This is a genomic window from Rhizobium sullae (genome assembly GCF_025200715.1).
Classification (GTDB): Bacteria; Pseudomonadota; Alphaproteobacteria; order Rhizobiales; family Rhizobiaceae; genus Rhizobium; species Rhizobium sullae.
Genome location: NZ_CP104144.1, coordinates 864011 through 886257 on the forward strand (window position 1 = coordinate 864011; position 22247 = coordinate 886257).

The window sequence follows — 22247 nt, forward strand, 5'->3', positions numbered from 1 at the left end:
CTTAGGCAATCCTCTTTCTGGTGCTGCGCGCGGCAAGCAGGAAAAGGACGGATCCGATCAGAAACATCACGAGGATCGCATGGAGGAACATCGGCCAGATATCGCCGGCCAGGAAAACCGTCTGCAGGCTGGGAATCAGATAGCGCGCCGGCACGATGAAGGTAATCCACTGGATCACCGTCGGCATCGAATTGATCTCGAAGAGAAAGCCCGACAGCAAGAAGGCGGGAAGGAAGGCCGTAATCAGCGCCAGCTGCGAGGCGAGGAACTGGTTCTTGGTGATAGCCGAGATCAGCAGGCCCTGCCCGAGGGCCGGCATGAGGAAAACTGCGGACAGAGCATAGAGCGCGAGGACGGAGCCGCGAAAGGGAACGCCGAACAGAAAGATGGCGAGCAGCACGCAAAGCGTCATCGATGTGAGGCCGAGCACGAAATAGGGGAGGATTTTACCGGCAAGCAGCTCGGCGGCCGTCACAGGCGTTGCCATCATAGCTTCCATCGTACCCCGCTCCCACTCGCGGGCAACGACAAGCGACGTCAATAGCGTTCCGACCAATGTCATGACAATTGCGATCGACCCCGGCACCAGAAACGACCGGCTGGTTAGTTCCGGATTGAACCAGAAGCGCTGCTCCACGGAAATCGGCGGCCCGCCTGCGGCCAGTTCGGACTGCTGCTGCAGCTGCCAGTTGGCGACGGCGCCCTGGACATAGTTCTGGACGAAATTGGCGGTGTTAGGATCGGAACCGTCGACGATCACCTGGACCTGCGGCCGGTTGCCCGCTGCATAGTTCCTCGAGAAATCCGCCGGGATGACGATGATGCCGCGAATGTGGGAAAGCACCAGGTCCTCTTCGAAAAGCCGCCTGTCGCGGCCTGTCGTCACCGAAAAATAGCGTGATGCCTGGAAGCTTGCGGCCAGATCATTCGTCAGCGGTGTTGTTTCCTCGATTGCCAAGCCGACTCGCGTCCGCGTCGTGTCCAGTGAGACGCCGTAACCGAAGAGAAAGAGCAGGATGAGCGGCAGCACAAATGCAATCAGAATGCTGCTCGGATCACGGATGACCTGAAAGCTTTCCTTGCGAACCAAGGCTGCGAAACGGCGGGTTCGGCTGGAGCGGGACAGCGCGCCCGTTGCGGGGAGGAGAGCCGTCATGCCGCAATCCTCTCCTGCGAGGTTTGCACCAGCGCGATAAATGCGTCCTCCATGGTCGGATCGGGATTGTCGGCATTTGCAAAACGCGCCTTCAGCTCATCCGGAGAACCGAGTGCGATCGAACGGCCGCGATAGATCAGCGAAATACGATCGCAATATTCGGCCTCGTCCATGAAGTGCGTGGTGACGAGGACGGTGACGCCCTTTTCGACGAGCCCGTTGATATGTGTCCAGAATTCGCGGCGCGTAATCGGATCGACGCCCGAAGTGGGTTCGTCTAGAAAGAGCGCTTCAGGCTCGTGCATGACGGCGCAGGCAAGCGCCAGCCGCTGTTTGAGCCCGAGCGGCAGATCCTTTGCGGACATCGCAAGACGCGACCCAAGATCGAAAATCGACGTCATCAACTGCGTCCGCTCGCGCTTGCGCACGCCTCTCAGGCCATAAACGCCGGCAAAGAAATCGAGATTCTGCGCCACGCTGAGGTCGCCGTAGAGCGAGAACTTCTGCGCCATGTAGCCGAGACGGTTGCGTGCCTCGGCCGCATCGCGCCGCAGATCGAAGCCGGCCACCCGGCCTTCGCCGCTTGTCGGTTTCAAAAGTCCGCAGAGCATCTTGAATGTCGTTGATTTGCCCGCGCCGTTCGGCCCAAGCAGTCCGAATATCTGCCCGCGCGGGATGTCGAAGGTGATGTCGTCGGCCGCCGTGAAGTCGCCGAAGCGCTTGGTAAGACCCTTCGCCTCGATAACCGGCCTGTCGTCATTGCGCGCCAGCGGCTCCTGCGCTTCGGCAAGCCTCGACCGGCCACCCGGCCCTCCGCCCAGCATGTCGACAAAAGCGTCTTCGAAACGCGGCTCGGCGGGGGTTATTTTTGCTGTGCCAGCTGCCGTAAAGCGACCGTCGTGGCCTGTTGCGGTAACCAGCCTGATTGCCTCACCCTGGATAACACCGTCGACAACGCCGTCTTCGTCTAGGAGCTTTGCAAGCAATTGACGGCGCCGTCCCGAAACACCGGTCAACCGAAAGACGCGGTCTTTGACGCGGCCGGTCAGATCCTTCGGTTCGCCGGAAAAAAGCAGCTTACCCTCGTTCATCAGCAAAACGCGGTCGCAGGCCTCCGCCTCGTCGAGATAGGCCGTCGACCAGACGACGCCGATGCCTTCCGCCGTCAAATTCTCGACCATCTTCCAGAGATCGCGCCGGGAAATCGGATCGACGCCCACCCCGGGTTCGTCGAGGAGCAGGAGGCGAGGCTTCTTTAAAAGCGCGCAGGCAAGGCCGAGCTTCTGCTTCATGCCACCCGAAAGCTTTCCGGCAAGACGTCCGGTAAAGCGCTTCAGGTCCGTAAAGGTCAGAAGTTCATCGTAGGTCGCCGCCCGTTCACTCTTCGGCAGTCCGCGCAGATCGGCGTAGAGATCGAGGTTTTCCTGGACCGACAAATCTTCATAAAGCCCGAAGCGCTGGGGCATGTAGCCAATGGCGGCCTGAATGTCGGCTGCTCGATCGCGCGTTTCGAAACCCAGCACCTCGACAGTGCCGTTTTCCGGAAGCATGAGACCGGTCATCAGGCGGATAAGCGTGGTCTTGCCCGCACCATCGGGCCCGACGAGACCCGTGATCTTGCCGCCGTCGATCGACGCTGAAATCGCATCGAGTGCCGGTTTCGCCTCGCCGAAACGTTTCGTCACGTCCTTCAGGCGAACGAGTTCGGCGGTATCGCGCGGTTTTTCCGGAGCACTCATTTTTCCGCTGCCTGCAATGATGGAAAGCGAAGCGTCACCGGCATGCCCTGGCGAAGATCCGGTCCGGGTTTTTCGATGACCACGCGCAAGCGATAGACGAGGTCGGTGCGAAGTTCCGGCGTCTCGACAGATTTCGGCGTGAATTCCGCAACCGGGGAAATGAAGCCGATGGTGCCGTCATAGGGCTGATCCGGTTTGGTATCGGACGTGACCTTGACTTTCATGCCTGGATGAATCCGGCCGAGTTCCGTCTCTGTGACATAACTGCGTATCCAGACGGGTTCCGTCAGCGACAACACATAGACGGCATCGGCGGATGATACGATCGCACCGGGCTCCTTGATCCGTGACAGGATGATCCCGTCGTTCGGGGCGCGAAGCTCCGTATCGCGAAGTGAGGTCCGCGCCGTCGAAAGCGTTGCTTCGGCCGCTTTCAACTGGGCCGCCGCCGCAGCGATGTCTTCAGCGCGGCTGCCTTCCTTCAGCAAAGCGAGCGCCTGATTTGCGGATTCGGCGCGGGCCGCAGCCATTGCTCTTGCAGCCGTCGCCTGATCGAGACCAGCCTGAGAAACCGTACCCTGTGGCCGCAGCTGCCGGGCACGATCATAAGCAAGGTTGGCATTCTCCAGGTCAGCAAGGCTTTCGTTGTAGGAGGCGCTTGCCTGCGCGATCTCTGCCGGCCGCGGACCGGCCTTGAGTTTGTCGAGCGTGGCACGCAGCGCAGCAACATTTGCCTCGGCCGAGCGGACTGCATAGTCGTAAGGCTCGTTATCCAGCCGCGCCAGAACAGCGCCGCGCTTTACGGAATCACCTTCGTCGACGTGCGCTTCCTCGATCCGGCCGTTGACCCGAAAAGCGAGCGAAACCTGGCGGATATCGACATTGCCGTAGAGCGTTAACTGTCTCTCACTTTGCTGCGCCCAGCCGAGCCTGGACGGCATGTCGTACCACCAGCCAGCCGCGGCTGCGCCGGCAAGAAGGATCGTAACCGGGATGATCTTGTTCATTCTGGTTCTCCTTTCGCCGGTTCGAGCACGGCGACAAGGTTACGTGCATGGGCCTGCAGCTTTGCGATCTGCTCTTCGCCGATGTGGTCCCACTCCATCTGCGCCAGCACGGCAGCATTCGCCATCCGGAAAACCAGAAGACTGCCGACGAAGGACAGGCTGCGCAGGCGCACGTTTTCGGAGGCGGGATCGTCTTTCAGGATAGCTCCGATCAGCCGCCGTCCCATATTGATCATCGGCCCCATGATGCCGGCATAGACCCTTTCGAAAGCCGCCGTCGGCTCCAGCTGCTCTCGGATGATGAAACGGGCCCAGGCCTCGGATTCTCGGCTGACAAAGAGGACCACCATCGTCTCGACGATCTCTGTCAGAAAGAGGCGCGCCTGCGAGGCATTAAGGGGCATATTCGCTTCATCGAGTTCCGCAAGATGACGGCCGACGCGGTGCCGTATCTCGGCGACATGTCCCGCGACAACGCCGGCCAGATATTCTGCGGTCGCGATGTAAAGCCCCTCCTTGCCGCCGAAGTAGTAGGGGATAGCCTGCAGGTTGACGCCTGCCGCATCGGCAAGCTTGCGCGTGCTGGCGCCATCGAAGCCATATCGGCCAAACACGTCGAGTGCCGCTGCAAGCAGCTTCTCGCGGGTGGCGTCGCTTCGGGGAGTGTCAGTTTTTGCGTTGCTGATCTCTTTCATAGCGCGATTATACATCGCCTTGAGTTTTCAGTCAATCGAATGAATTATTCTTCTTCGGAAGCCAGTTTGCAAAGGTTGGCGACGATGGCAAAAAACGAGCGCCGTCTGAAATGGTTGGATCGGTATCGAAGGTTGTGCGCCGAAACGGTCGAACTTCGGTTCTTATTCACATGCCACGGTGTCACAGAATTTACTAGCAAATTCAGCCACTTAATGACATTTGATGCGGGGCTGCATTCGATGCTTGATCACAATATGCATCAGACCGGATAACCGAACTCTTCCAGATCCAGGCCGGTTAACGCGATGACGCGACGGTTGCTATGCCGATAGTGGCCACCAACGAATGCGCGTATCTTTCGGTCGATATTCCTGTAAAGCCGTTCGTCAAATGATTGCGGAGTTAGGTGTTCGAAGACCGGCTGCAGCAGTCCGAAGCGCCGCGCGAAGCGGGGGATTTGAACGATCCCGCCGCGGCTGAGTTCGTTGTTGCTCATAAGGCGGTTTGCAAAGCGCTGAATGACTTGCATCGTAACCGGACGCCTGCTGTTGGTGAGGACCTTTGCGATCACGGCGGGAGGCGGCATCTCCATGAACTGGGTGATTTGCCCCACGAAGCCTTCCAGATCCCGCACCATCATCTCGAAAGGCAGCACCAGGACGCGGCCAAAGAGCTCCTGGTAGTGCCGGATCAGCCGGTCGAACTCGTAGACCTCGAGACGGAATCCAGGCATGCGTCCTAATTGCGGCTCAGGGGTCTCAAGAAACCGGTCGAGCGAGAGGTTCCCGCCGTCGGTAATGTACTGGCTATATATCGATCTGATGAGCGATACCTGCTCTCGTACCACGATCAAAATTCGCGCCGAGGGGAACGTGTGCACGAGCCGATCCGCAATCAGCATGCGATCGTAACCGCCACTCGGCGGATATCCGGAAAGTCGTTCGTGGCTAAGGACGAAGCGCAGACCGTTGACGCGCGCGGTCTCGATGTAGGGGAGGTAAAGGTTTCGGCACCCAGAGGGGTCGAAGGTGAAATTGTCGGGGAATGCGATATCTTTCACAATGCGCGTTCTCGACCCGCCGATGTCGCTGGAGTAACCATTGATGGGCTGGAAGCAATGGTCCTGCAGATAGGTCGATCCGGTCTTGTGATAGCCGATATGGATAAGTATGTCGGCGAAATCTGCGTCCGCGGGTGCCGTTCCTCCGCTATCAATCACCCGATTGAAGTTCATCGCGCCCCCTTTTTCAGCGAGCGCCCTTGGCTCCACCGGTTGGTTGCAGTCACCTGCCTGATGCAGGAATCCCATTTTGCCATGACGGTTCCCGTCGCAAAGCGGCGGACGGTTTGATAGCCGGCTTCCGCAAAGCTTCCACGCAGGCTATCGTCCAGCATCAAGGTCTTCAACGCGGCCGCTAAACGATCGACGTCGTCGACGGGAACGAGAAGGCCTGAGACGCCGTCCTCGATGATCTCCGCCGGGCCAAAATCGCATCGCGTGGAAATAACCGCCAGTCCCCCCGCCATCGCCTCCATCAAAACGTTGGGAAATCCCTCATAACGCGAACTGAGGACGAACAAGGCGGCGTCATCAATCCAGGAGCCGGCCTTTGCCGTCACGCCGGGAAGCGAGATTCTGTCCTGCAAATGCCGAGCCCGGATCCTCTGTTGCAATTGGTGCCGGTCCGGACCTTCGCCATAGATCGTCAGGCACCATTCGGGAACCTCCGCACATACTTTGGCAAATGCTTCAATAAGCGTATCGAAACCCTTCTGATCCACCAGTCGCCCAACTGCCACGACACGTAAAGCTCTACGGGCAGGAAGGTCGCGGCTTCGGTCACAAGGATTACTGATGACGACCGCCTTTGCTCTCAACGATGTGGGCAGAGTTTTTGAGATGGCCTCTGTTTGCATGATCAAGCGGTGAGCTTGCCGTAGAACCAAGGGCTCGACCATATTCCAGAGGAAATGCCTGGGTTGAGCATCGGGATTGTTGCGTTCCGACACCACCACTGGAATGCCTAGTCCGCGCGTGGAAAGCAGGGAAACAATGTTGATCTTTGTCAGAAAGGAAAGCACGACGTCCGGGCGAAGCTTTCGCAGTTCTGAGCGGAGCCGCAAGATCCGTTTCACGGTTTTGAAAGAGCCCCTGGAAAACGGGCCCACCTGGGCGTCCGGCAACCGGTGGACAATCACGCCGCTGGGCAAGGAAAAATAACTGTCGTCCTCATCGGAGATGAAAGCGAAGACATGCACTTCGTCGCCGCGCGCGTGGCGGTCTTTCACGATAAGGCTGACGACCCGTTCAGTCCCTCCGGCGCCGAGGCCTGCTTCAACTAACGCAAGTCGCATGCTTCCTCACAATCGCAGGTGCTGCTGCCGGGTTCGCGGCCCGGCGATGATTGAGGTTGTTCCTAACCTTCGCTGTCCCGCTCCGGTCGTCTTGAACAAGGTTCTCCCATAAAGCTCCGCTTGGTATCCGACGCGCAGCACACCATCTCTCATCCGAGAGGCACAGGAGTTACTTAGTCGAGATCAAAGTGCTCCTTGTAGTCCTGCTTGAGCCGAGCGGGCTGATCGTCCTTTCGAAGTACGCAGTTGCCGATGACAAGACGCTCTATCTCGGTGCCCATGAAGCAGTGGAACGCGTCTTCTGGGGTGCAGACGATCGGCTCGCCACGCACGTTGAAGCTTGTATTGACCAGAACGGGACAGCCGGTGCGCGCCTTAAAGGCAGTCAGCAACTCCCAGTAACGGGGATTGGTCTCTTTATGCACTGTCTGCACGCGAGCCGAGTAATCGACGTGAGTAACAGCCGGGATTTCCGATCGTGAGACGTTCAGGCGGTCGATGCCGAACAATTCCTCCTCGTCCGTGTTCGGATGATGTCTTCGACTTTGCAATACGTCGCCAACGAGCAACATGTAGGGACTGTCGACATCGATATCGAACCAGTCCGATATATCCTCGCGCCTCACGGATGGAGCGAACGGACGAAAACTTTCGCGATATTTAACCTTGAGATTCAGCGTTCTCTGCATGGTAGGCGACCGCGGATCACCCAATATGGATCTGGCCCCGAGCGCGCGGGGCCCGAATTCCATGCGCCCTTGCATCCATCCCACAGCCTTCTCCTCGACGAGAGCATCGACAGTGCTCTCGGCAACGTCGGTGTCTGAGAGAACGTCATAGATGGCGCCGGCGGCAGCAAGGCGCTGTTCGATCTCCTTTTGGCCGTAGGCCGGGCCAAGATAGGCACCGGCCATGCTATCGCGACCATTGACTATCCGACCATTGCGGAGGAATCCGTGCCAAACGGCAAGGGCCGCGCCAAGAGCACCTCCAGCGTCGCCGGCTGCCGGCTGGATCCAGATGTTCTCGAAAATGCCTGCCTTAAGGAGCTTGCCGTTTGCGACGCAATTCAGCGCGACACCACCGGCAAGGCACAGGTTTGTTTCGCCCGTTTCTCGTTGGGCAAAGCGTGCGAGTTTCAAAACCACCTCTTCGGTCACCGCCTGGACGGACGCAGCCAGGTCCATTTCGCGCTGGGTCAGGGTGGATTCCGGCTTTCGTGGTTCAGCTCCGAAGAGGCGGTGGAACGCCGGCGAGGTCATTGTAAGACCCGTGCAGTAGTCGAAATACTGCTGATCGAGGCGAAATGAGCCATCCTCTTTCACGTCGATCAGATAATCTAGAATAGTCTGGGCAAAACGAGGACGCCCGTAAGGCGCTAAACCCATAAGCTTGTATTCGCCGGAGTTTACCTTGAAACCCGTATAATAGGTGAAGGCGGAATAGAGCAGGCCCAGAGAATGGGGGAAGTGTATCTCCTTCAAAAGGGCGAGGCGATCGCCAACACCATGGCCAATTGATGTCGTACACCATTCGCCCACGCCGTCCATTGTCAGCACCGCCGCAGCCGAAAAAGGAGACGGAAAGTAACAGCTGGCTGCATGCGCCAGATGGTGCTCCGTGAACAGGAGAGAGCCTGTCCACTCTTTCGAGCCGGCCAGTTTTCCGAGCCTCTGCCGCAGAAGTTTCTTTTGGAACAGCTTCTCCTTGATCCATATCGGCATCGCGGTCTTGAACGAGCGAAAGCCTCTCGGGATCGTTGTGAGATAAGTTTCAAGCAATCGCTCGAACTTCAAGAATGGCTTTTCATAAAAGACGACATGGTCAATTTCTCCCATGCTGCAGCCTGCCTCGGCCAGACAGTATTCAATCGCCCTCGTCGGAAAGGCCGCGTCGTGCTTCCTGCGGGTGAAGCGCTCTTCCTGCGCTGCAGCGACGATACGTCCGTCCTCGATTAAGGCTGCCGCACTGTCATGATAGAAGGCCGAGATCCCGAGAACGCGCACTAATTCTCTCCCGGTCAGAACAGGGTGTAGATAAAGGGCGCAACCGCGGTGCCCTGGGTCAGGACCGCAAGAGTTCCAAAGACAGTGACCATGATAAGGACGGGCAACAGCCAGAATTTCCTGCGGATGCGCATATAGAGGAAAAGCTCGCGTACCATTTCCATGTGTCGGTCCTTCATCGATCTTCGATCGCAGCGAAAACTGCGTCGTCAGAACTGATTTCGCATTGTGGACGGATCCGCCCCCTCCAGTGGATGGTTGGTCCAATAAGTGGCTGCCGCCCGGTCGAATCGTAGCGCGAGAGGATCGTGGCCGCGCATTCTCAGGGCGAACCCGATCGGCACGAACGTCGTCACATAGATGAAGAGCATCACCACGGGGTTGGCGACCTTGAATAGGAGCAGGCCGAGCTTGCTCCAAACCTGATTGGGCATGGTCAGAGAGACCGGGTAAATAAGAGCCAGCAGAACCAGAAGGCCACCCAAGCTGGCAAAGCCCAGCATGACGGGTGTCATCGTTCCGCTGATGATCCATCTTGCCGTAACAAGACAAAGGAGGATACCGCCCACCGTGTAACCGAAATTACGATTCGATGGCCCTTCGGGAATATCCTCGAATAATAGCTCGTGCGATTCGCTCACTGTTTCTTGCCCATAGACCAGGGAACAGACGTAAGGGACGCAGCTCGATTATCGTTTTATTAGCCTCGCGGTGGATTCAACAGGTACGCACCGTCCCGGTCAATATGCCGATGGATATAGACAGCGTTTGCGTTCTTCCCGCAGCCTTACGCAGTTACCTGACATTCGTTGCAGTCTTGGACGTGCTGTCGACGGTTTGCAGATGCTGGCTGATGACATCGGCGGCAAAGGCTGCTCCGTCGCGGTTGAAATGGCTGTCGGGGGCGTACATGCGCGCTGGGTCGGGTTGGCTCTCCAGCGCCTGGCACAGATCAATGACCTCGATTCCTTCGGCTGCCGCAGCATCGGTCACGATCGTACGGAGCTGATCGAAGACGCCGTCTGTCGAGAACGGACCGATGAAGCGGTCGACTCTCGGCACATATACAATCGCGAATTTTCCACCCCATCTGGCGGCCAGCGTTTTAGCTCGACGCAATGTCTCCCTGAATTCCGGCATCACACGTGCAGCCTTCGGGTAAATTAGCCCGAGCCTCGTAAAGGTTTGCTGCAGGGCGAGGAAGTTTCGAAGCATCGCTGTTCGTTTCAGTACATCAACGAAGTTGATGGGCTTGCTGTTGTTCCGGTTCAATATGACTCTGGCCTCAAGCAAGGCCTGCTGCGCGGTCGACGGTGTTCCAAAGTTGGCGGTCGGCGATAGCGCATCGCGCAGCCAGGGCTTGCCTAGCTCGGTCTCGAAATTCTCCCAGTCATTGCCTTCGAAGAAAACCATCACCACGTGGCGTGGTCGAAAGAGCGGCCCAAAACGGCCCAGAGTCGCGAGTTCGAGCAAGGGGCCGTTACCGCGAATTCCCGCCCCCGCCGCGGAAAAACCGCTCGCCCTTAGACGCGACGCAAGATCCTGGCCTGGTGGCAGGCAGAACCCCTCGACGAAGGAATCACCCAAAAGCATCAAGTCCAGCTGTTTGTCATAGACATCGTCCGGATTGTTGAAGCCATAGCGGTCCGCAGTGTACTTTATGATTTGATTGTCAGGCGTGCACAAAACGACGTCGGTGTTTGGGAAGCCCGACAAAAGCGCTGTCGATAGCGCGTCTGTTTCCAAGAAACGATTCAGACTGCCTAGCGCGAAGCCGCGGACGATGTTCTTGTCCTGCTCAACCGTTTCAGCCTGCGCAGGGCTGAGTTGGCCCAGCATGGCCAGTCGCACCGAAATCGATTGGAAGGCGAGAAACGCCTCGAATGCGAAAAGGGCCACCAGGACGCTCAGTCCGTAAACGCCAACCGCCGTTGCAAAAGCCGGTTTCGCAAACAAGGCTGTTGCCAGGAAGGCAACGCCGAGCAGACCAGGTACGGCGACATAGCGGATGAAAAGTGGAAGGTCTGAGGCAAAATCCCGAAAGTTTAAAAGCGCATATGCCGGGCTCACCAGAAGATAAACAGCAATGAGTACGCAGATTAGAATGCCACGTTTTCGCTTGATCACAACGTTTCTGCTTTCTCGCCTTTGGGCTTCAAAAGGTCGCGCTTGACGTCTTGCTAAAATCGGCTGTCATTCGTCAGCCATTGCCGTTTTGCTAGGTTTGCTAGCTCAACGCGTGATGAAATGCCAAGTTTGCCGTAGATGCTGTGAAGATGCAGTTTGACGGTGCCGTGAGAAATTCCGAGCTCGTCCCCGATCTCCCTGCTGCGCAATCCATCGGCAGCAAGACGCGAAACCTCAACTTCACGCGGTGTCAATGCTTGCAGAAGGGAGGTATATTGGAAATCGCTTTCGCGGAGCCTGTCCAGCGCGCAGACCAGGTTTTTGTCCGTAAGATATGTGCCGCCGGTGGCAACGGTCCGGATGCAGTTGAGAAGTACCGTCGGTGCCTGTTCCTTCAGCACAATGCCATTGACGCGATATTGCATGGCTATGGCCAGATTTTCGTCACTGATATCGGCGGTAAGGACGACGATTGGCAGGTCCGGCCTACTGGCGCGGATGTAATGAATGAACTCGAGTCCACTCATTGCGGGCATTCGAAGATCCAGCACGACGAGATCAACCTTTTCCCCATCGATCACCTCGATTGCGTGTAACGCGCTTTGACATGTAGCGATCACCAGCAAGTCGTCCTCGGTCTCGATCATGCGGCGCAATCCGTCCAGAACAATCAGGTGATCATCGACAATGACAATGCGCAAGCTCATGGGTGCACCGGCAATCTGATCAATATGCGTGTCCACTGCGCAACCCTGTCGATCGAAAGTTCTCCACCACGGGCTGCGGCCCGTTCGCGAAGGCTGCGAGGTCCGGTCTTGCTGTTCTTCAGCTCCGCATGATCAAACCGTCGTTCAAAGCCGAAGCCTGATCCATCATCATCGACCGTCAGCAAGATCGTGCCGGCATCCAGCTGCAAGTTGATTTCAAGCGTTCGCGCGCCACCGTGACGCACCGCATTGGCAGTGGCTTCGGAAGCCATGCGTATTAGCTCGTAGACCATCGTGGCGGGAAGACGAAGATCTATAGGGTTGAGAGCGAAGCGAATATCGATCGACCATTGCTTTCGTAAACGCCGGGCCAATGCCTCGAATTGCAGTGCCAAATGAGATTCGGGGAGGGTGCGGTACCCTTGACCTGGTTCGAGCGCATGGATGAAAGAGCGAAGTTCGCGTTGCTCGTCGGCAAGCATGGCTTGGATTGCAGTTACGCGCCCGTCGATCTGTTGATGCTCCCCGAGAGTGAATGAACGCAGGGACTCGAGTTGCAACGCCGTTCCGGCCAGAGCTTGAAGCACTCCGTCGTGAAGATCGCGCCCGATCTTGATACGCTCCTCGACAGCCGCTGCATCGCTAAGCCTGCGCATCAACATGGCCTGCTCGAACACTGCTTTGATCCTGTCGGCGATGACCTCTGCAACCGCCACGTCGTCGAGAGAAAGTGTCGGTGGATCCAAGAGAAATATGCGCGCCTCAAGATCATCGACGCGGAATTGTGTCGAGACGGCCGAGGCAATCGAAAAATCGGCAGCGAGCGCAGGACAAACAGGTGACATCGCGTCAGCCCATTCGTCGAAATATCCCTCGCCCCGGTGGACGAGGACCTGGGAATGTACGGCGTCGGCGATTAAGAGGCTCGCGCGTTGCAAGGGTTCGGCGACCCATGGCCAATAGGCGTCCGGCGGCAATTGCGCGACACTGCAAGCGCCATTCTTGCGCACTGCTACATACGTCCACGGCTCATCCGAGTCGCTCCAGATAAGGAGTGCGCGGGGCAAGTGCATCACGTGCGCTGCGTATTCGAGAGCCGCGTCAGCGGGCCACTCAGGCCCTTCGGGTGCCGCAGGAGTTTTCTCCACCAGGCGCAGCATCTCGGCGCGAACGACTTCCTGGTGAGCACCGAGCCAGACCAGTAAAGTGCCAGCGACAGTCACGAACAGCATGTGTGACATGTCCGTCGTCACGTCGGAGGTGGTTTCGAACGCCATCAGGTATACAGGGGCCGTCATGCAGACGAGGGCCGTCCAAAACGCACCTCGCCAACGCCAATGCAGCGTCGCACTCAGGAGAACGAAGGGCATAAATATGAAAAATGGACTGGAAGCTCCGCCAGTAAGTAGCATGAAGACAACAAAGGTCGCGACATCGACCACATGGCGTATGAGGGTCCCGCTAACACGCGAAATCTTGCTTCTCCAAACGTGGATTGCGCAAAGGATCGCGTATGAGAGATAGGCCGACAGAAGCGGAAACACAAACGCCGCAGAAATTAGCTGATGCTCCGCGTCGAGCCAGGATAGGAGAACGCTGCCGATCGCCGACATGACACGGCCAATCGCGATGACCTTATCCGCACGGGCACGATGCGTGTTGATCCAGGTCGTTTGACGGCTCGGGGCGTCTGCTTCGTCGGTTGTGCTAAGATCCTGGGGTCGAACAGGCGAGGCGTTATAGGCCCTGAGGAAGAAGTTTCGCCAGACTTTCATGCGCATGGCCCGTCTCCAGCGATGGCCGAGCCGGGCTGCTTTGCCCTCGCTCGTAAACGGCGCTCAGAATTAACCTGCCGACTGCTAACTACTCGATGTGACGACTGGGATATTCTCAGGCCATGGACTTGCTGCTTCCTGAGTCCTGGAACGTTTATTACTTCTATATAACATACTAAAAAATGAACTTAAACAGAATGATGAATTGCATTGCTCCAATCATGCGAACGACTGACTGCTTGAAGGCCGTGGCAACTCATTTTTAATACGCGTGCCATCTCTTCCCGCCAGCCGGAGGCTTCTTGGTCATCTGGAATTCAGCAGGGATTGTATTCTTATCTTCGCCTCGCATTGTGAACTTTATTAGTTCACGCGAAGCAGAATTGTAGTCGTGGCTATGCCGCGAAAACATGATGAAAGCTGTGGCGACGCCAATCAACGGTTTCCGGAGGCGGAACCTGTCTGTGTATAGCCGGGAGCTCGGCTGTGTCGTTCGGCTGCGGGGGTAAATCCGAATAGACCAGCGCCGGCGATACGCCATAGCTGGCCGCCAAGTTGTAGAGGGCGTTGCTTGCGAAATATATGATCGACGCGGAAGTTATCGCGTCGCGCACTCGCTGCTCGTCGCCAATTTCAATGTAAAGCACGCCTGGAATCGACAGCGGCATTGTCCTGACGACCGGGTCGAGAACCAAGTTAATAGCCTGCGGCGTCACGTTGTTCAGGACAAATACGACGAGACCATATTGGCTCGACCGATAGCCTGCTTCGATCAATTCGGCAGGTAACCGCCCGTTCGATGGCATGATTTCGATGACGCTGCAGCCTAACATGGTCATCTCCTGGCCAAACATTCCGACCCGGCAATTCAGCCATACGCAGAACAGCATCGCACAGCAAATCACCCAGCGGAAACCATCCCCGCCAGCCATTTCGACAAAATACTGTAGCTCCTTCTCCGTCTGCGGAATATATGTCCTTGGATATAGGGGGTGAGATTTCCGACCCGGACGGCCGGGCAGCAGACGCGGTCCGGACGCTGCATTGGGATCAACAACAATAGGCCAAGTGCCGGATACGCGCGACGGATCTTGGCGCTGCATGGCGGCGGCCCATCAGACCAACCGCCGCCTATCGGATCGACGGGAGCAGGCTCACAGCTTCGTGTTCGGGTGCTGGTTCCGGAACGCCGCTTCTCCGGCCTCCGACACCTCGACCCACGTCTTGTCGGGTGCTGCGTCCGCGACGTAGCTGTCGTGCCAGTTCCACCACTTGTAGGTCGGGGTCTGAGGATAGCCCTGGGGCGAGTCCTCCCAGACCTCCTGCCGGCCCAGCGGCGTGATGTCGAGGTAGTTCCATGTGCCTCCCATCTGCTCGTCGCCGCGGTTGTTGATGAAGTAGGTGCGGAATACCCGCTCGCCGTCACGGTAGAACACGTTCGTGCCGTGCCACTCGTCCACGCCGAAGTCGGCGTCGAAGCTGTCCGTGATGGTGAACCACGGCATCTCCCAGCCCATCCGCGCCTTTAGCCGCGCGATGTCTGCCTGAGGAGCACGCGAGACGAAGACGAGAGTGGTGTCGCGGGCGTTGAGGTGGGCGAGGTGTGCGACCTGGTCGGCCACCATGGAGCAACCCCGGCAGGCGTGGTCTGGCCAGCCGAACACCCCCGGCTCAAAGAAGGCGCGGTAGACGATCAGCTGACGCCGGTCGTCGAACAGGTCGAGCAGGCTCGCCTTACCCGCGGGCCCCTCGAACGTATATGCCTTATCCACAGTCATCCATGGCATTCGCCGGCGCTCTGCGGCCAGGGCGTCACGGGCGCGGGTCTGCGCCTTTTCCTTCACGAGCAGCTGCTGGCGGGCCGCCTCCCACGCCTGCGGCGACACGACCGGCGGTGTGTGCATGATAGACTGTCCATTCTTTGCTGATGTCGTCATGGCTGCTGAAACCTCCTGGTTTGGGTGAGTTCCCGCGCCTTGTGGCCGAGGCGCGGGTCCATCCGCTGCTCATCGCTCGTTGTTGTCTGTGAGATAGTGTGGCACCGGAAAGCGAACAGTGGGAGTAACAAGTGTGGCGGCATTCCGATGGAGGCGATGACTACGACCGTAGCGTCACGCGATATGTCACCTCTTCGCGGCGCGGCCTCCCAGGTCGGCCAGCCAGTCTGTGCCGGCTCACGCCCCGTAAGCACGCACCGCGACCACACGCGCCTCGGCCGCGCCGTTTGTCGCGGTGACCGTCAGGCGGAGCGCCGACGCGTTTGTCGGCTCGTCGAGCCGATGCGTCCGATGCCGCCGCCGGTTCCCCGTCACTTCTGCCACCGTCCGCCAGCTTCCACCCGAGAGGATCTCGACCCGATAATTGCGGACGAGGCTCGGCAGCACATCGAAGGGCGTACTGTGGTGATGCAGGTTGATAAGGTCCTCCTCGACGTCATCGTCGAAGATAAGGGAGATCTCGCCCACCCGCTGCGGCTCGGCCCAGTCGAGCCTGAGCCAGGGCGTGGGGTCGCTGGAAAGCGGCTCGGAAAGCCACATATTCGGCCCGCCATAAGGCCGCGCATAGCCGCCGATCACTTGGCCAGCCTCGTAGATATCAGTCAACTCTGGAAGGCGGAAGCAGAGGCCTTGCCGGTGAAGCACCTGCTTCCATTTCCGGAACTGCTCGGCGAATGCCTCGTCGGGCTCCGGCGCACGGTGGCGGAAATAGATTACGCCCGTGACGGCCCGCTCCGCCGTATGGAGCGTAAGAGCCTGGTTCGCGCCGAAGACGAGGAAGGCGTTCTGCGGTCCTGCCGGCCACCAGTCGATGGCCAAGGTGACCCATTGTCGCTCGCCCGCTTCGATCATGACCGTCCGACGGTCGACCAGCTTGAGCGGCAGATAGTTCTGCGGCAGATCAGGGTCGTGGACCTCGACCACGAGTGCTGTCGCCTCTGCTGCGTCGACCAGCACCTCGATCGCTGCGAGACTCGGCCTGATCGGAACGATCATGCCAAGTGCGGCGTCGAGCCGGCAGCGGCCTGCCGGCTCCTCGACGGCGATCCGGCGGAGCGTTGAGGAGGCCGTGACCGCAGCCACCCGCGCGAGATCGTCCGGATCGGTGTTCTCCGTGCCGAGAAGCGAGGCGTCCGCCCGGATGAGCGCGTTCCTGACCCGTGGGAAGGCGGCATGGCCGAGATCGCGCGGCATGAGCCCTGTGCAGGCCCCGATCGCAGCGGCGACCCCCGCCGCCTCGCCCTCGATGGCACAGGTTGCCATGACGCGCGTCGAGCCGAAGGCGACGTGGCTCGCGCTGATGTTGCGCCCCGCCATCCAGAGATTGCCGACGTTGATCGAATAGAGGCAGCGGAGCGGAATATGGTAGTTGCCGTTCGGATGCCAGTGCCGCGATCCGCGCTCGGTCGTGTAGACCCCGCCCGGCGGGTGGAGGTCGATCGACCAGCCGCCGAATCCGATCCTGTCCTCGAAGAGAACCTGGCCGAGCACGTCGTGCTGGGTCAGCGTGTAATCACCTACGAAGCGGCGATATTCACGCTTGCCCGGAACCGAGCCGATCCATTCGAGCGTCAGATTCTCCGCGTCGAAGCGGCCGGAATTCTTGATATAGTCCCAGATTCCGCAGACAACGGCCTGGAGTTCGTCGCGGATCCTTTCGTTGTCGTGGACGACGTCGAGCTCGCCTCCCCATTCGATCCACCAAAAGGCGCAGCCGTTCATGTCGGCGCGGATCACCCGGTGCTCGGGGATCCCGGCCGCGACGATGTCGCGGGCGAAGGAGGGCGGCACGAACTTGGTCGGGTGGCCGGCGTCCTTGGAATAGAAGAGGATCGTGCTCCCGAGCGTGTTGTCATCGGGCACTTCGGGCGCCCAGGATTCCTGAAATTCCGACCGCGCCTCCCGCCCCATGCGGAAGCGGGCGCCGGCGAGCGCGCCAACGAGGCCGTCGCCGCTGCAATCGATGAATTGGTCGCCGGTAAAGGTGATCACCGTCTCCGAGCCCATCTGCCAGCCGGTGGCGGAGCGGATTGTCCTCGCCTCGTCCGGCCCCGCGACCTCGACCTCACGCACATCCGTGTTGAGGAAGAGCTTGATGTTCGGCTCCGCGCGGACCGCCTCCAGCACGACGAGATCCCAGTAGTAGGGATTGCCGTCGGGATTGCGGAACTGGTTTTCGACGAAGAGCTCACCCATGATCCCGGTCTCGCGGGCGAAATGCTGGCTGCCGTGTGCTGTTGCTCCGCATACCCAGACCCGCACTTCGCTCGAAGAATTACCGCCGAGTACCGGCCGATTCTGGACGAGGGCGACTTCGACGCCTTGCCGCGCCGCGCCGATCGCGGCGCAGACGCCCGCGAGTCCGCCACCGATCACCGTGACGTTGCTCTTGACCGATCGTGTCTTCATCGCCGTTCCTCGCCGTCGGTGCTGCCGCTGGCCGAAGGCTCGCCTCCGACCGGATGCCCCGGCCCATAGGGATTGAAGGCGGTCATGTGCTTCGGCACACGCTGCGCGACCAGCACGAAGAGCAGGCCGGCCGTTAGCGTGTCGCTCGCCCGCCCGGCGAAGAACTCGGTCCAGTTCTCACCATTGCGAGTGCCGGTATAGAGCGCGATCGCCGCGGTCTTGGCGATCTTCGACTGTGGCTCGCCGGTGATTGCAACGGTGAGTGCGCCCCGCTCGCCCGAAAGGCGCAGGAAGTCGATCCCGGTCGGCTCTTGCCCAGCTCGCGACACGGCAAGCGCGACGTCGCCCGGGGCCAGCAGCCCGGCGCCGATGCGCGAGGCCTGGTTGCCGTCGTGGAACCAGACGGGAATGCCGATCCTGAGGAGCCGGATCGCGAGCTCCTGCGCGGGGATGGCGTCGCCCCACTCGCCGTAGATGTGCACCCGGTGCGCCACCGCGATCGCCTCGGCGACCTTGGTGATCGCTTCGAGATCGATCTCGGCGAGCGCGTTCCTGAGAGCGTTCGCCGCCGTGCCGGCAAGCACGCGCAGTACTTGGTCAGGCCTGTCGTTGGGCTGGATTGCCGAGCCGATATCGCTCTCCCAGGAGGATTGCGCGGCGCGCCCACGCTCCATGGCGATGGCCGTCCGGAGTGCCGGATAACCGTCGAAGCCGAGCTGTTCGGCAAGGCGTGTGACCGTCGCGGGCGACGTCTTTGCGGCTTCGGCGAGCCAGGTGATCGAGGAGCCCGCGACCTTTTCCGGCGAGGCGAGGATGATCTCGGCGACGCGCCGCGCAGCGCCCCGGCACTCGGGCATTGCATCGACGATCTGCTGGAGCGGATTGGCCTTTCCGGCACGGTTTGCGGCGGTTGATGGGTGGTCCATGGGGGTTCACTTATTTCAGGCCGCTATGCGTCATCGCGGCGACGAAGCGGCGTTGCAGGAAGATGAAGACGATGAGGATCGGAAGGATCGAAACGACGGAGGCGGCCATGGAGAGCCCGGGATCGATCTGGCCCTGCTCGTCGGTGAAGTTGGTGAGGCTCAAGGGTAGCGTATAGACGTCCGGATTGGAGATGAGGACCAGCGGCGCCTCATAGTCGTTCCAGGACCAGACGAAAGCGAGGATGCCCAGCGCACTGAGGACAGGTGCCGCCATCGGCAGGTAGATCCGCCTGAAGATTTGCCACTCGCTCGCTCCGTCGATCCGCGCCGCCTCGGCGAAGTCGCGCGGCTGGCTCACGAAGAACTGTCGCATGAGGAACGTGCCGAAGACCGTGAACATGCCGGGCAGGATCAGGGACCAGAGTGTGTCGTAGAGTCCCAGCTTCTGGAAATAGATGAACCTTGGTACCAGGAGGAGCTGGGCGGGAATGGTCGCGGTTGCGAGATAGAGGAGAAAGATGAACTCACGTGCGCGGAAGCGGATCATTGCGAAGGCGTAGCCCGCCATGGAGGCCGTGACGAGTTCGCCCGTGACCCGGAGCGCTGCGACGAAAAGCGAGTTGAGGAAGGCCGGGACGACCGAGTGCTCGCCCGTCAGCACCTCCACGTAGTTCCGCCACTGGACCGGATCGGGAATCCACTCCATCGGAACGCGGTAGGCGTCGACGCTCTGCTTGAGCGAGGTCGAGATCATCCAGGCGAAGGGGGCGAGGAAGAGAAGCGCCAGCGCCCAAAGCCCGATCCCCCAGAGCCATCGGTTCAGAAGTCGGCGGCGCTCGCGCGCACTGCGCAAGACGCCCGGCCGGGACCGCGCTGGCGTAGAATGCGTGACCTCACTCATAGAGCGCCTGTCCTTTCTGCGCCCGCCACGTGATGAGCGTCAGCACGAGCACGCCGGCGAAGGTTGCAAGCCCGATCGCCGAGGCATAGCCGAAGCGGTAAAATTGGAAGCCGTTCTGGTACATGTAATAGGAGAGCGTGGTCGTGGAGTCGCCCGGTCCGCCTTGGGTGATGAGCGCGATCAGGCCAAAGCCCTGCGACGCGCCGATGAAGAGTGTGACAAGGAGGAACACGGTCGTCGGCATGAGCGCCGGCCAGGTGATGACGCGGAACTTCGCCCACGCCCCGGCTCCGTCCATCTCTGCCGCTTCGTAGAGATGGGTCGGCGCATCCTGGAGCGCCGAAAGGAAGATGAGTGCCGCATAGCCGACGCTGCTCCAGACCGCCATCAGGATGAGGGCCGGGAGCGCCCAGTAGGATGAGGCGAACCAGGCGGGAAGCTGTTCCAGACCCAAGACGGTGAGCGCTTGGTTCACCAGCCCAGCCCTCGGATTCATCAGCATGAGCCAGGTCATCCCGATCGCCACAACGTTGACGATGTAGGGGAGGAAGAAGACCGCGCGGAGCGCGGAACGGCCTGGAAGGTCGCGGTTGAGCGCAAGAGCAAGCGCGAGCCCGAATGCAACAGTCAGCGGCACGCTCACTCCGGCATAGACGAAGGTCAGGATCAGCGCGTTCCAGAAGCCCGGATCGCGCGCGAGATTGACGAAGTTTTCGAGCCCTATGAACCGGATTCCCTCGACGCCTGAAACGAGGTTCCAGTCGGTGAAGGCGAGAACCACCACTGAGACGAGCGGGATGACGGTGAAGGCGATGACGCCGATGAGGTTTGGCGCGAGGAACGCGAGCCCGGTCCAGCCGCCGGGCTGCAATCGGCTCCGGCGGAGTCGGCCTTCCGTCTCGGGCGCAGCGATAGCGGTGAGCCTGTCGCTCACATGCGTCGAAACCATGGCTCAGCTCCTCCCCCGATAGCGCTCGATCGCGGCTTCGGCGCGCGCGTCGATTGCCCGGACGGCATCTTCGGGCGACTTCTCGTCGATCCAGCAGAGGTTCCGCTGCTGGGTACAGGCGAGGTGGATCTCTGGATACGCGGTGAGGTTCGTGTCGCCGCTGAGCTTGATGCCCTCGTCGAGGAGCACCCGGCGGAACGAGGAGACGTCGAAGAAGCGCTCGGGCTCGCTGCCGAGGAGCCCGGCGAGGATCGCGTCGCCGTCGAGCTGGTCGAGCGCCGGGATCTTGCCGCCCTTCATCATCGGCCCGCCGCCCTTCGTCACCCAGTATTTGACGAACTGCCAGGCGAGCTCCTGCCGCGGCGAATTCGGGTTGATCATGACGAAGTTGTTGAAGGTCCCGGTGTTCCAGTCGCCGCCACCCGGAACTCTTGGTACGGGTGCGCAGCTCACGACAAAGTCATGAGGATAGTTCTTCAGATCCTTGAGATAGCGCAGGTTGAACGGTGCGGTTGGCCAGACGGCGAACTCGCCGGTGAGGAACCCGTTCTGCTGGTAGACCTCCAACCTGCGGGCGAGCACCTCGGTCCAGGGATAGGCGCCGCCCTCCCGGATCATGTCCTGCCCGAGCCTCAGCCATTCGAGGAAGCGCGGATCGGCGAAGTTCGACCGGCCGTCGGCCGTGTACCAATAGTTGGGGCCGAGCGCGATCCTGGCGGTGTCCGGTGCGGCGTAAGCCCCAGGCGAACCAGGCGTGGTGAGGCGCCGCGCGAAGGCGCGGAAATCGTCGATGGTCCAGGCTCCCGGCAATTCAGCACGAGCCTCTTGCCGCCGCCGCTCATTGACGAGGACGAAATTCGGCTCGCGCGCCGTCGCGAGTGCCAGGATCCGGCCATCCGACCAGTAGGCGCGGGGCTGTTGCTGGTCCAGGAATGGCGTAAGCTGCGGATCGGCGGCCACGCGGCCGGTGAGATCGGCGGCGAGACCGGAATCGGTGCGAAGGGCAAGCGATGCCAGCGGATAGGAAAAGTAGACGTCGATCTCGACGCCACCCTGCAGCGCGGTGTCGAGCTTGAGGTTGCCCCAGTCGTCGTTGACGAAGCGGGTGTAGCTGACCTTCGAGCCCGGGTTCTCTCGCTCAAAGCCCTGGATCACTTCTGCCGGCCCCGAGGCCGCCGGCACGCCTCCCCAGACCTGCAAGACGCTGCCTTCGGCTTTTACGCGGCGACCGGGAAGCACGGCGGCAGCCGCAAGTGCCCCGACTCCCGCCAGAAGCCCGCGCCGGTCAATCCGAGATTGGGCCTGCATCTGTCGAGCCTTGCACCCGGCATCCACGATCCGCCTCCCTCGCTTCGTTGTTGCCATGACGAAAAAGATTATCGATTATTTATGAAATAACAATAGTAGATGCAAATCTTTTTCACAGCAGCGCCATCATAAGAGCCAAGTCGGAAAGACGACTCTTGCGCTCGCCATAGCCATCGCTCGTCGATCTAT

Annotated in this window: 19 protein-coding genes; all 19 read right to left on the bottom strand. The window is 60.0% G+C overall.

Annotated features, from left to right (window positions below):
- Position 1: 1 nt before the first annotated feature.
- A complete protein-coding gene (locus tag N2599_RS24870) occupies positions 2-1156 on the bottom strand; it encodes an ABC transporter permease (RefSeq protein ID WP_100771982.1) in 1155 nt (384 codons plus the stop codon).
- Entirely contained in the window at positions 1153-2895 is a 1743-nt protein-coding gene (locus tag N2599_RS24875) for an ATP-binding cassette domain-containing protein (RefSeq protein WP_027510914.1), read from the bottom strand. The genes N2599_RS24870 and N2599_RS24875 overlap by 4 nt, the downstream gene beginning before the upstream one ends.
- Entirely contained in the window at positions 2892-3902 is a 1011-nt protein-coding gene (hlyD, locus tag N2599_RS24880) for a secretion protein HlyD (RefSeq protein WP_027510913.1), read from the bottom strand. Before hlyD ends, N2599_RS24875 begins: the two co-directional genes overlap by 4 nt.
- Positions 3899-4597, bottom strand: a complete 699-nt coding sequence (locus tag N2599_RS24885; protein WP_027510912.1) for a CerR family C-terminal domain-containing protein — start codon at positions 4595-4597, stop codon at positions 3899-3901. The genes hlyD and N2599_RS24885 overlap by 4 nt, the downstream gene beginning before the upstream one ends.
- A 260-nt stretch (positions 4598-4857) precedes the next feature.
- Positions 4858-5832, bottom strand: coding sequence for a sulfotransferase (locus N2599_RS24890; protein ID WP_027510911.1), 975 nt, complete (start codon positions 5830-5832; stop codon positions 4858-4860).
- The gene (locus N2599_RS24895; protein ID WP_198521622.1) at positions 5829-6887 is read right to left on the bottom strand and encodes a glycosyltransferase family 4 protein; all 1059 of its coding nucleotides are present in this window, start codon (positions 6885-6887) and stop codon (positions 5829-5831) included. Before N2599_RS24895 ends, N2599_RS24890 begins: the two co-directional genes overlap by 4 nt.
- Before the next feature lie 239 nt (positions 6888-7126).
- On the bottom strand, positions 7127-8959 hold the full coding sequence (locus N2599_RS24900) for a carbamoyltransferase family protein (protein ID WP_027510910.1): 1833 nt from the start codon (positions 8957-8959) through the stop codon (positions 7127-7129).
- 14 nt (positions 8960-8973) lie between these two features.
- Positions 8974-9123, bottom strand: a complete 150-nt coding sequence (locus N2599_RS24905; RefSeq protein ID WP_087002203.1) for a DUF5989 family protein — start codon at positions 9121-9123, stop codon at positions 8974-8976.
- Between the two features lie 45 nt (positions 9124-9168).
- Complete coding sequence (locus tag N2599_RS24910; RefSeq protein ID WP_027510909.1) at positions 9169-9600, bottom strand: hypothetical protein; 432 nt, start codon at positions 9598-9600, stop codon at positions 9169-9171.
- A gap of 154 nt (positions 9601-9754) precedes the next feature.
- Positions 9755-11086, bottom strand: coding sequence for a GDSL-type esterase/lipase family protein (locus N2599_RS24915; RefSeq protein ID WP_027510908.1), 1332 nt, complete (start codon positions 11084-11086; stop codon positions 9755-9757).
- Positions 11087-11139: 53 nt separating this feature from the next.
- Positions 11140-11733 carry a response regulator gene (locus N2599_RS24920; protein WP_245209258.1) on the bottom strand — a complete coding sequence of 198 codons (594 nt, stop codon included), beginning with the start codon at positions 11731-11733 and terminating at the stop codon, positions 11140-11142.
- A gap of 56 nt (positions 11734-11789) precedes the next feature.
- Positions 11790-13574, bottom strand: coding sequence for a sensor histidine kinase (locus N2599_RS24925; protein ID WP_244914993.1), 1785 nt, complete (start codon positions 13572-13574; stop codon positions 11790-11792).
- 389 nt (positions 13575-13963) lie between these two features.
- Positions 13964-14671 (bottom strand): hypothetical protein, encoded by a 708-nt coding sequence (locus N2599_RS24930; protein ID WP_156915291.1) that lies wholly within the window; start codon positions 14669-14671, stop codon positions 13964-13966.
- A gap of 51 nt (positions 14672-14722) precedes the next feature.
- Positions 14723-15505, bottom strand: coding sequence for a DUF899 domain-containing protein (locus N2599_RS24935; protein ID WP_027510905.1), 783 nt, complete (start codon positions 15503-15505; stop codon positions 14723-14725).
- A gap of 237 nt (positions 15506-15742) precedes the next feature.
- Positions 15743-17974, bottom strand: coding sequence for an FAD-dependent oxidoreductase (locus N2599_RS24940; protein ID WP_027510904.1), 2232 nt, complete (start codon positions 17972-17974; stop codon positions 15743-15745).
- A complete protein-coding gene (locus N2599_RS24945; protein WP_051336612.1) occupies positions 17971-18900 on the bottom strand; it encodes a MurR/RpiR family transcriptional regulator in 930 nt (309 codons plus the stop codon). The genes N2599_RS24940 and N2599_RS24945 overlap by 4 nt, the downstream gene beginning before the upstream one ends.
- Before the next feature lie 10 nt (positions 18901-18910).
- A complete protein-coding gene (locus N2599_RS24950; RefSeq protein ID WP_051336611.1) occupies positions 18911-19801 on the bottom strand; it encodes a carbohydrate ABC transporter permease in 891 nt (296 codons plus the stop codon).
- Complete coding sequence (locus N2599_RS24955) at positions 19794-20750, bottom strand: carbohydrate ABC transporter permease (RefSeq protein ID WP_027510902.1); 957 nt, start codon at positions 20748-20750, stop codon at positions 19794-19796. The genes N2599_RS24950 and N2599_RS24955 overlap by 8 nt, the downstream gene beginning before the upstream one ends.
- Before the next feature lie 3 nt (positions 20751-20753).
- Positions 20754-22058, bottom strand: coding sequence for an ABC transporter substrate-binding protein (locus tag N2599_RS24960; RefSeq protein WP_198521621.1), 1305 nt, complete (start codon positions 22056-22058; stop codon positions 20754-20756).
- Positions 22059-22247 lie beyond the last annotated feature (189 nt).

Excerpts from the sequence above, each read along its gene's own strand:
- N2599_RS24870 (WP_100771982.1), bottom strand. The coding sequence starts at position 1,156 with ATGACGGCTCTCCTCCCCGCAACGGGCGCGCTGTCCCGCTCCAGCCGA.
- N2599_RS24960 (WP_198521621.1), bottom strand. The coding sequence starts at position 22,058 with ATGCAGGCCCAATCTCGGATTGACCGGCGCGGGCTTCTGGCGGGAGTC.
- N2599_RS24885 (WP_027510912.1), bottom strand. The coding sequence starts at position 4,597 with ATGAAAGAGATCAGCAACGCAAAAACTGACACTCCCCGAAGCGACGCC.
- N2599_RS24950 (WP_051336611.1), bottom strand. The coding sequence starts at position 19,801 with ATGAGTGAGGTCACGCATTCTACGCCAGCGCGGTCCCGGCCGGGCGTC.
- N2599_RS24925 (WP_244914993.1), bottom strand. The coding sequence starts at position 13,574 with ATGCGCATGAAAGTCTGGCGAAACTTCTTCCTCAGGGCCTATAACGCC.
- N2599_RS24905 (WP_087002203.1), bottom strand. The coding sequence starts at position 9,123 with ATGGAAATGGTACGCGAGCTTTTCCTCTATATGCGCATCCGCAGGAAA.
- N2599_RS24920 (WP_245209258.1), bottom strand. The coding sequence starts at position 11,733 with ATGATCGAGACCGAGGACGACTTGCTGGTGATCGCTACATGTCAAAGC.
- N2599_RS24890 (WP_027510911.1), bottom strand. The coding sequence starts at position 5,832 with ATGAACTTCAATCGGGTGATTGATAGCGGAGGAACGGCACCCGCGGAC.
- N2599_RS24930 (WP_156915291.1), bottom strand. The coding sequence starts at position 14,671 with ATGCAGCGCCAAGATCCGTCGCGCGTATCCGGCACTTGGCCTATTGTT.
- N2599_RS24875 (WP_027510914.1), bottom strand. The coding sequence starts at position 2,895 with ATGAGTGCTCCGGAAAAACCGCGCGATACCGCCGAACTCGTTCGCCTG.
- N2599_RS24945 (WP_051336612.1), bottom strand. The coding sequence starts at position 18,900 with ATGGACCACCCATCAACCGCCGCAAACCGTGCCGGAAAGGCCAATCCG.
- N2599_RS24935 (WP_027510905.1), bottom strand. The coding sequence starts at position 15,505 with ATGACGACATCAGCAAAGAATGGACAGTCTATCATGCACACACCGCCG.
- hlyD (WP_027510913.1), bottom strand. The coding sequence starts at position 3,902 with ATGAACAAGATCATCCCGGTTACGATCCTTCTTGCCGGCGCAGCCGCG.
- N2599_RS24955 (WP_027510902.1), bottom strand. The coding sequence starts at position 20,750 with ATGGTTTCGACGCATGTGAGCGACAGGCTCACCGCTATCGCTGCGCCC.
- N2599_RS24940 (WP_027510904.1), bottom strand. The coding sequence starts at position 17,974 with ATGAAGACACGATCGGTCAAGAGCAACGTCACGGTGATCGGTGGCGGA.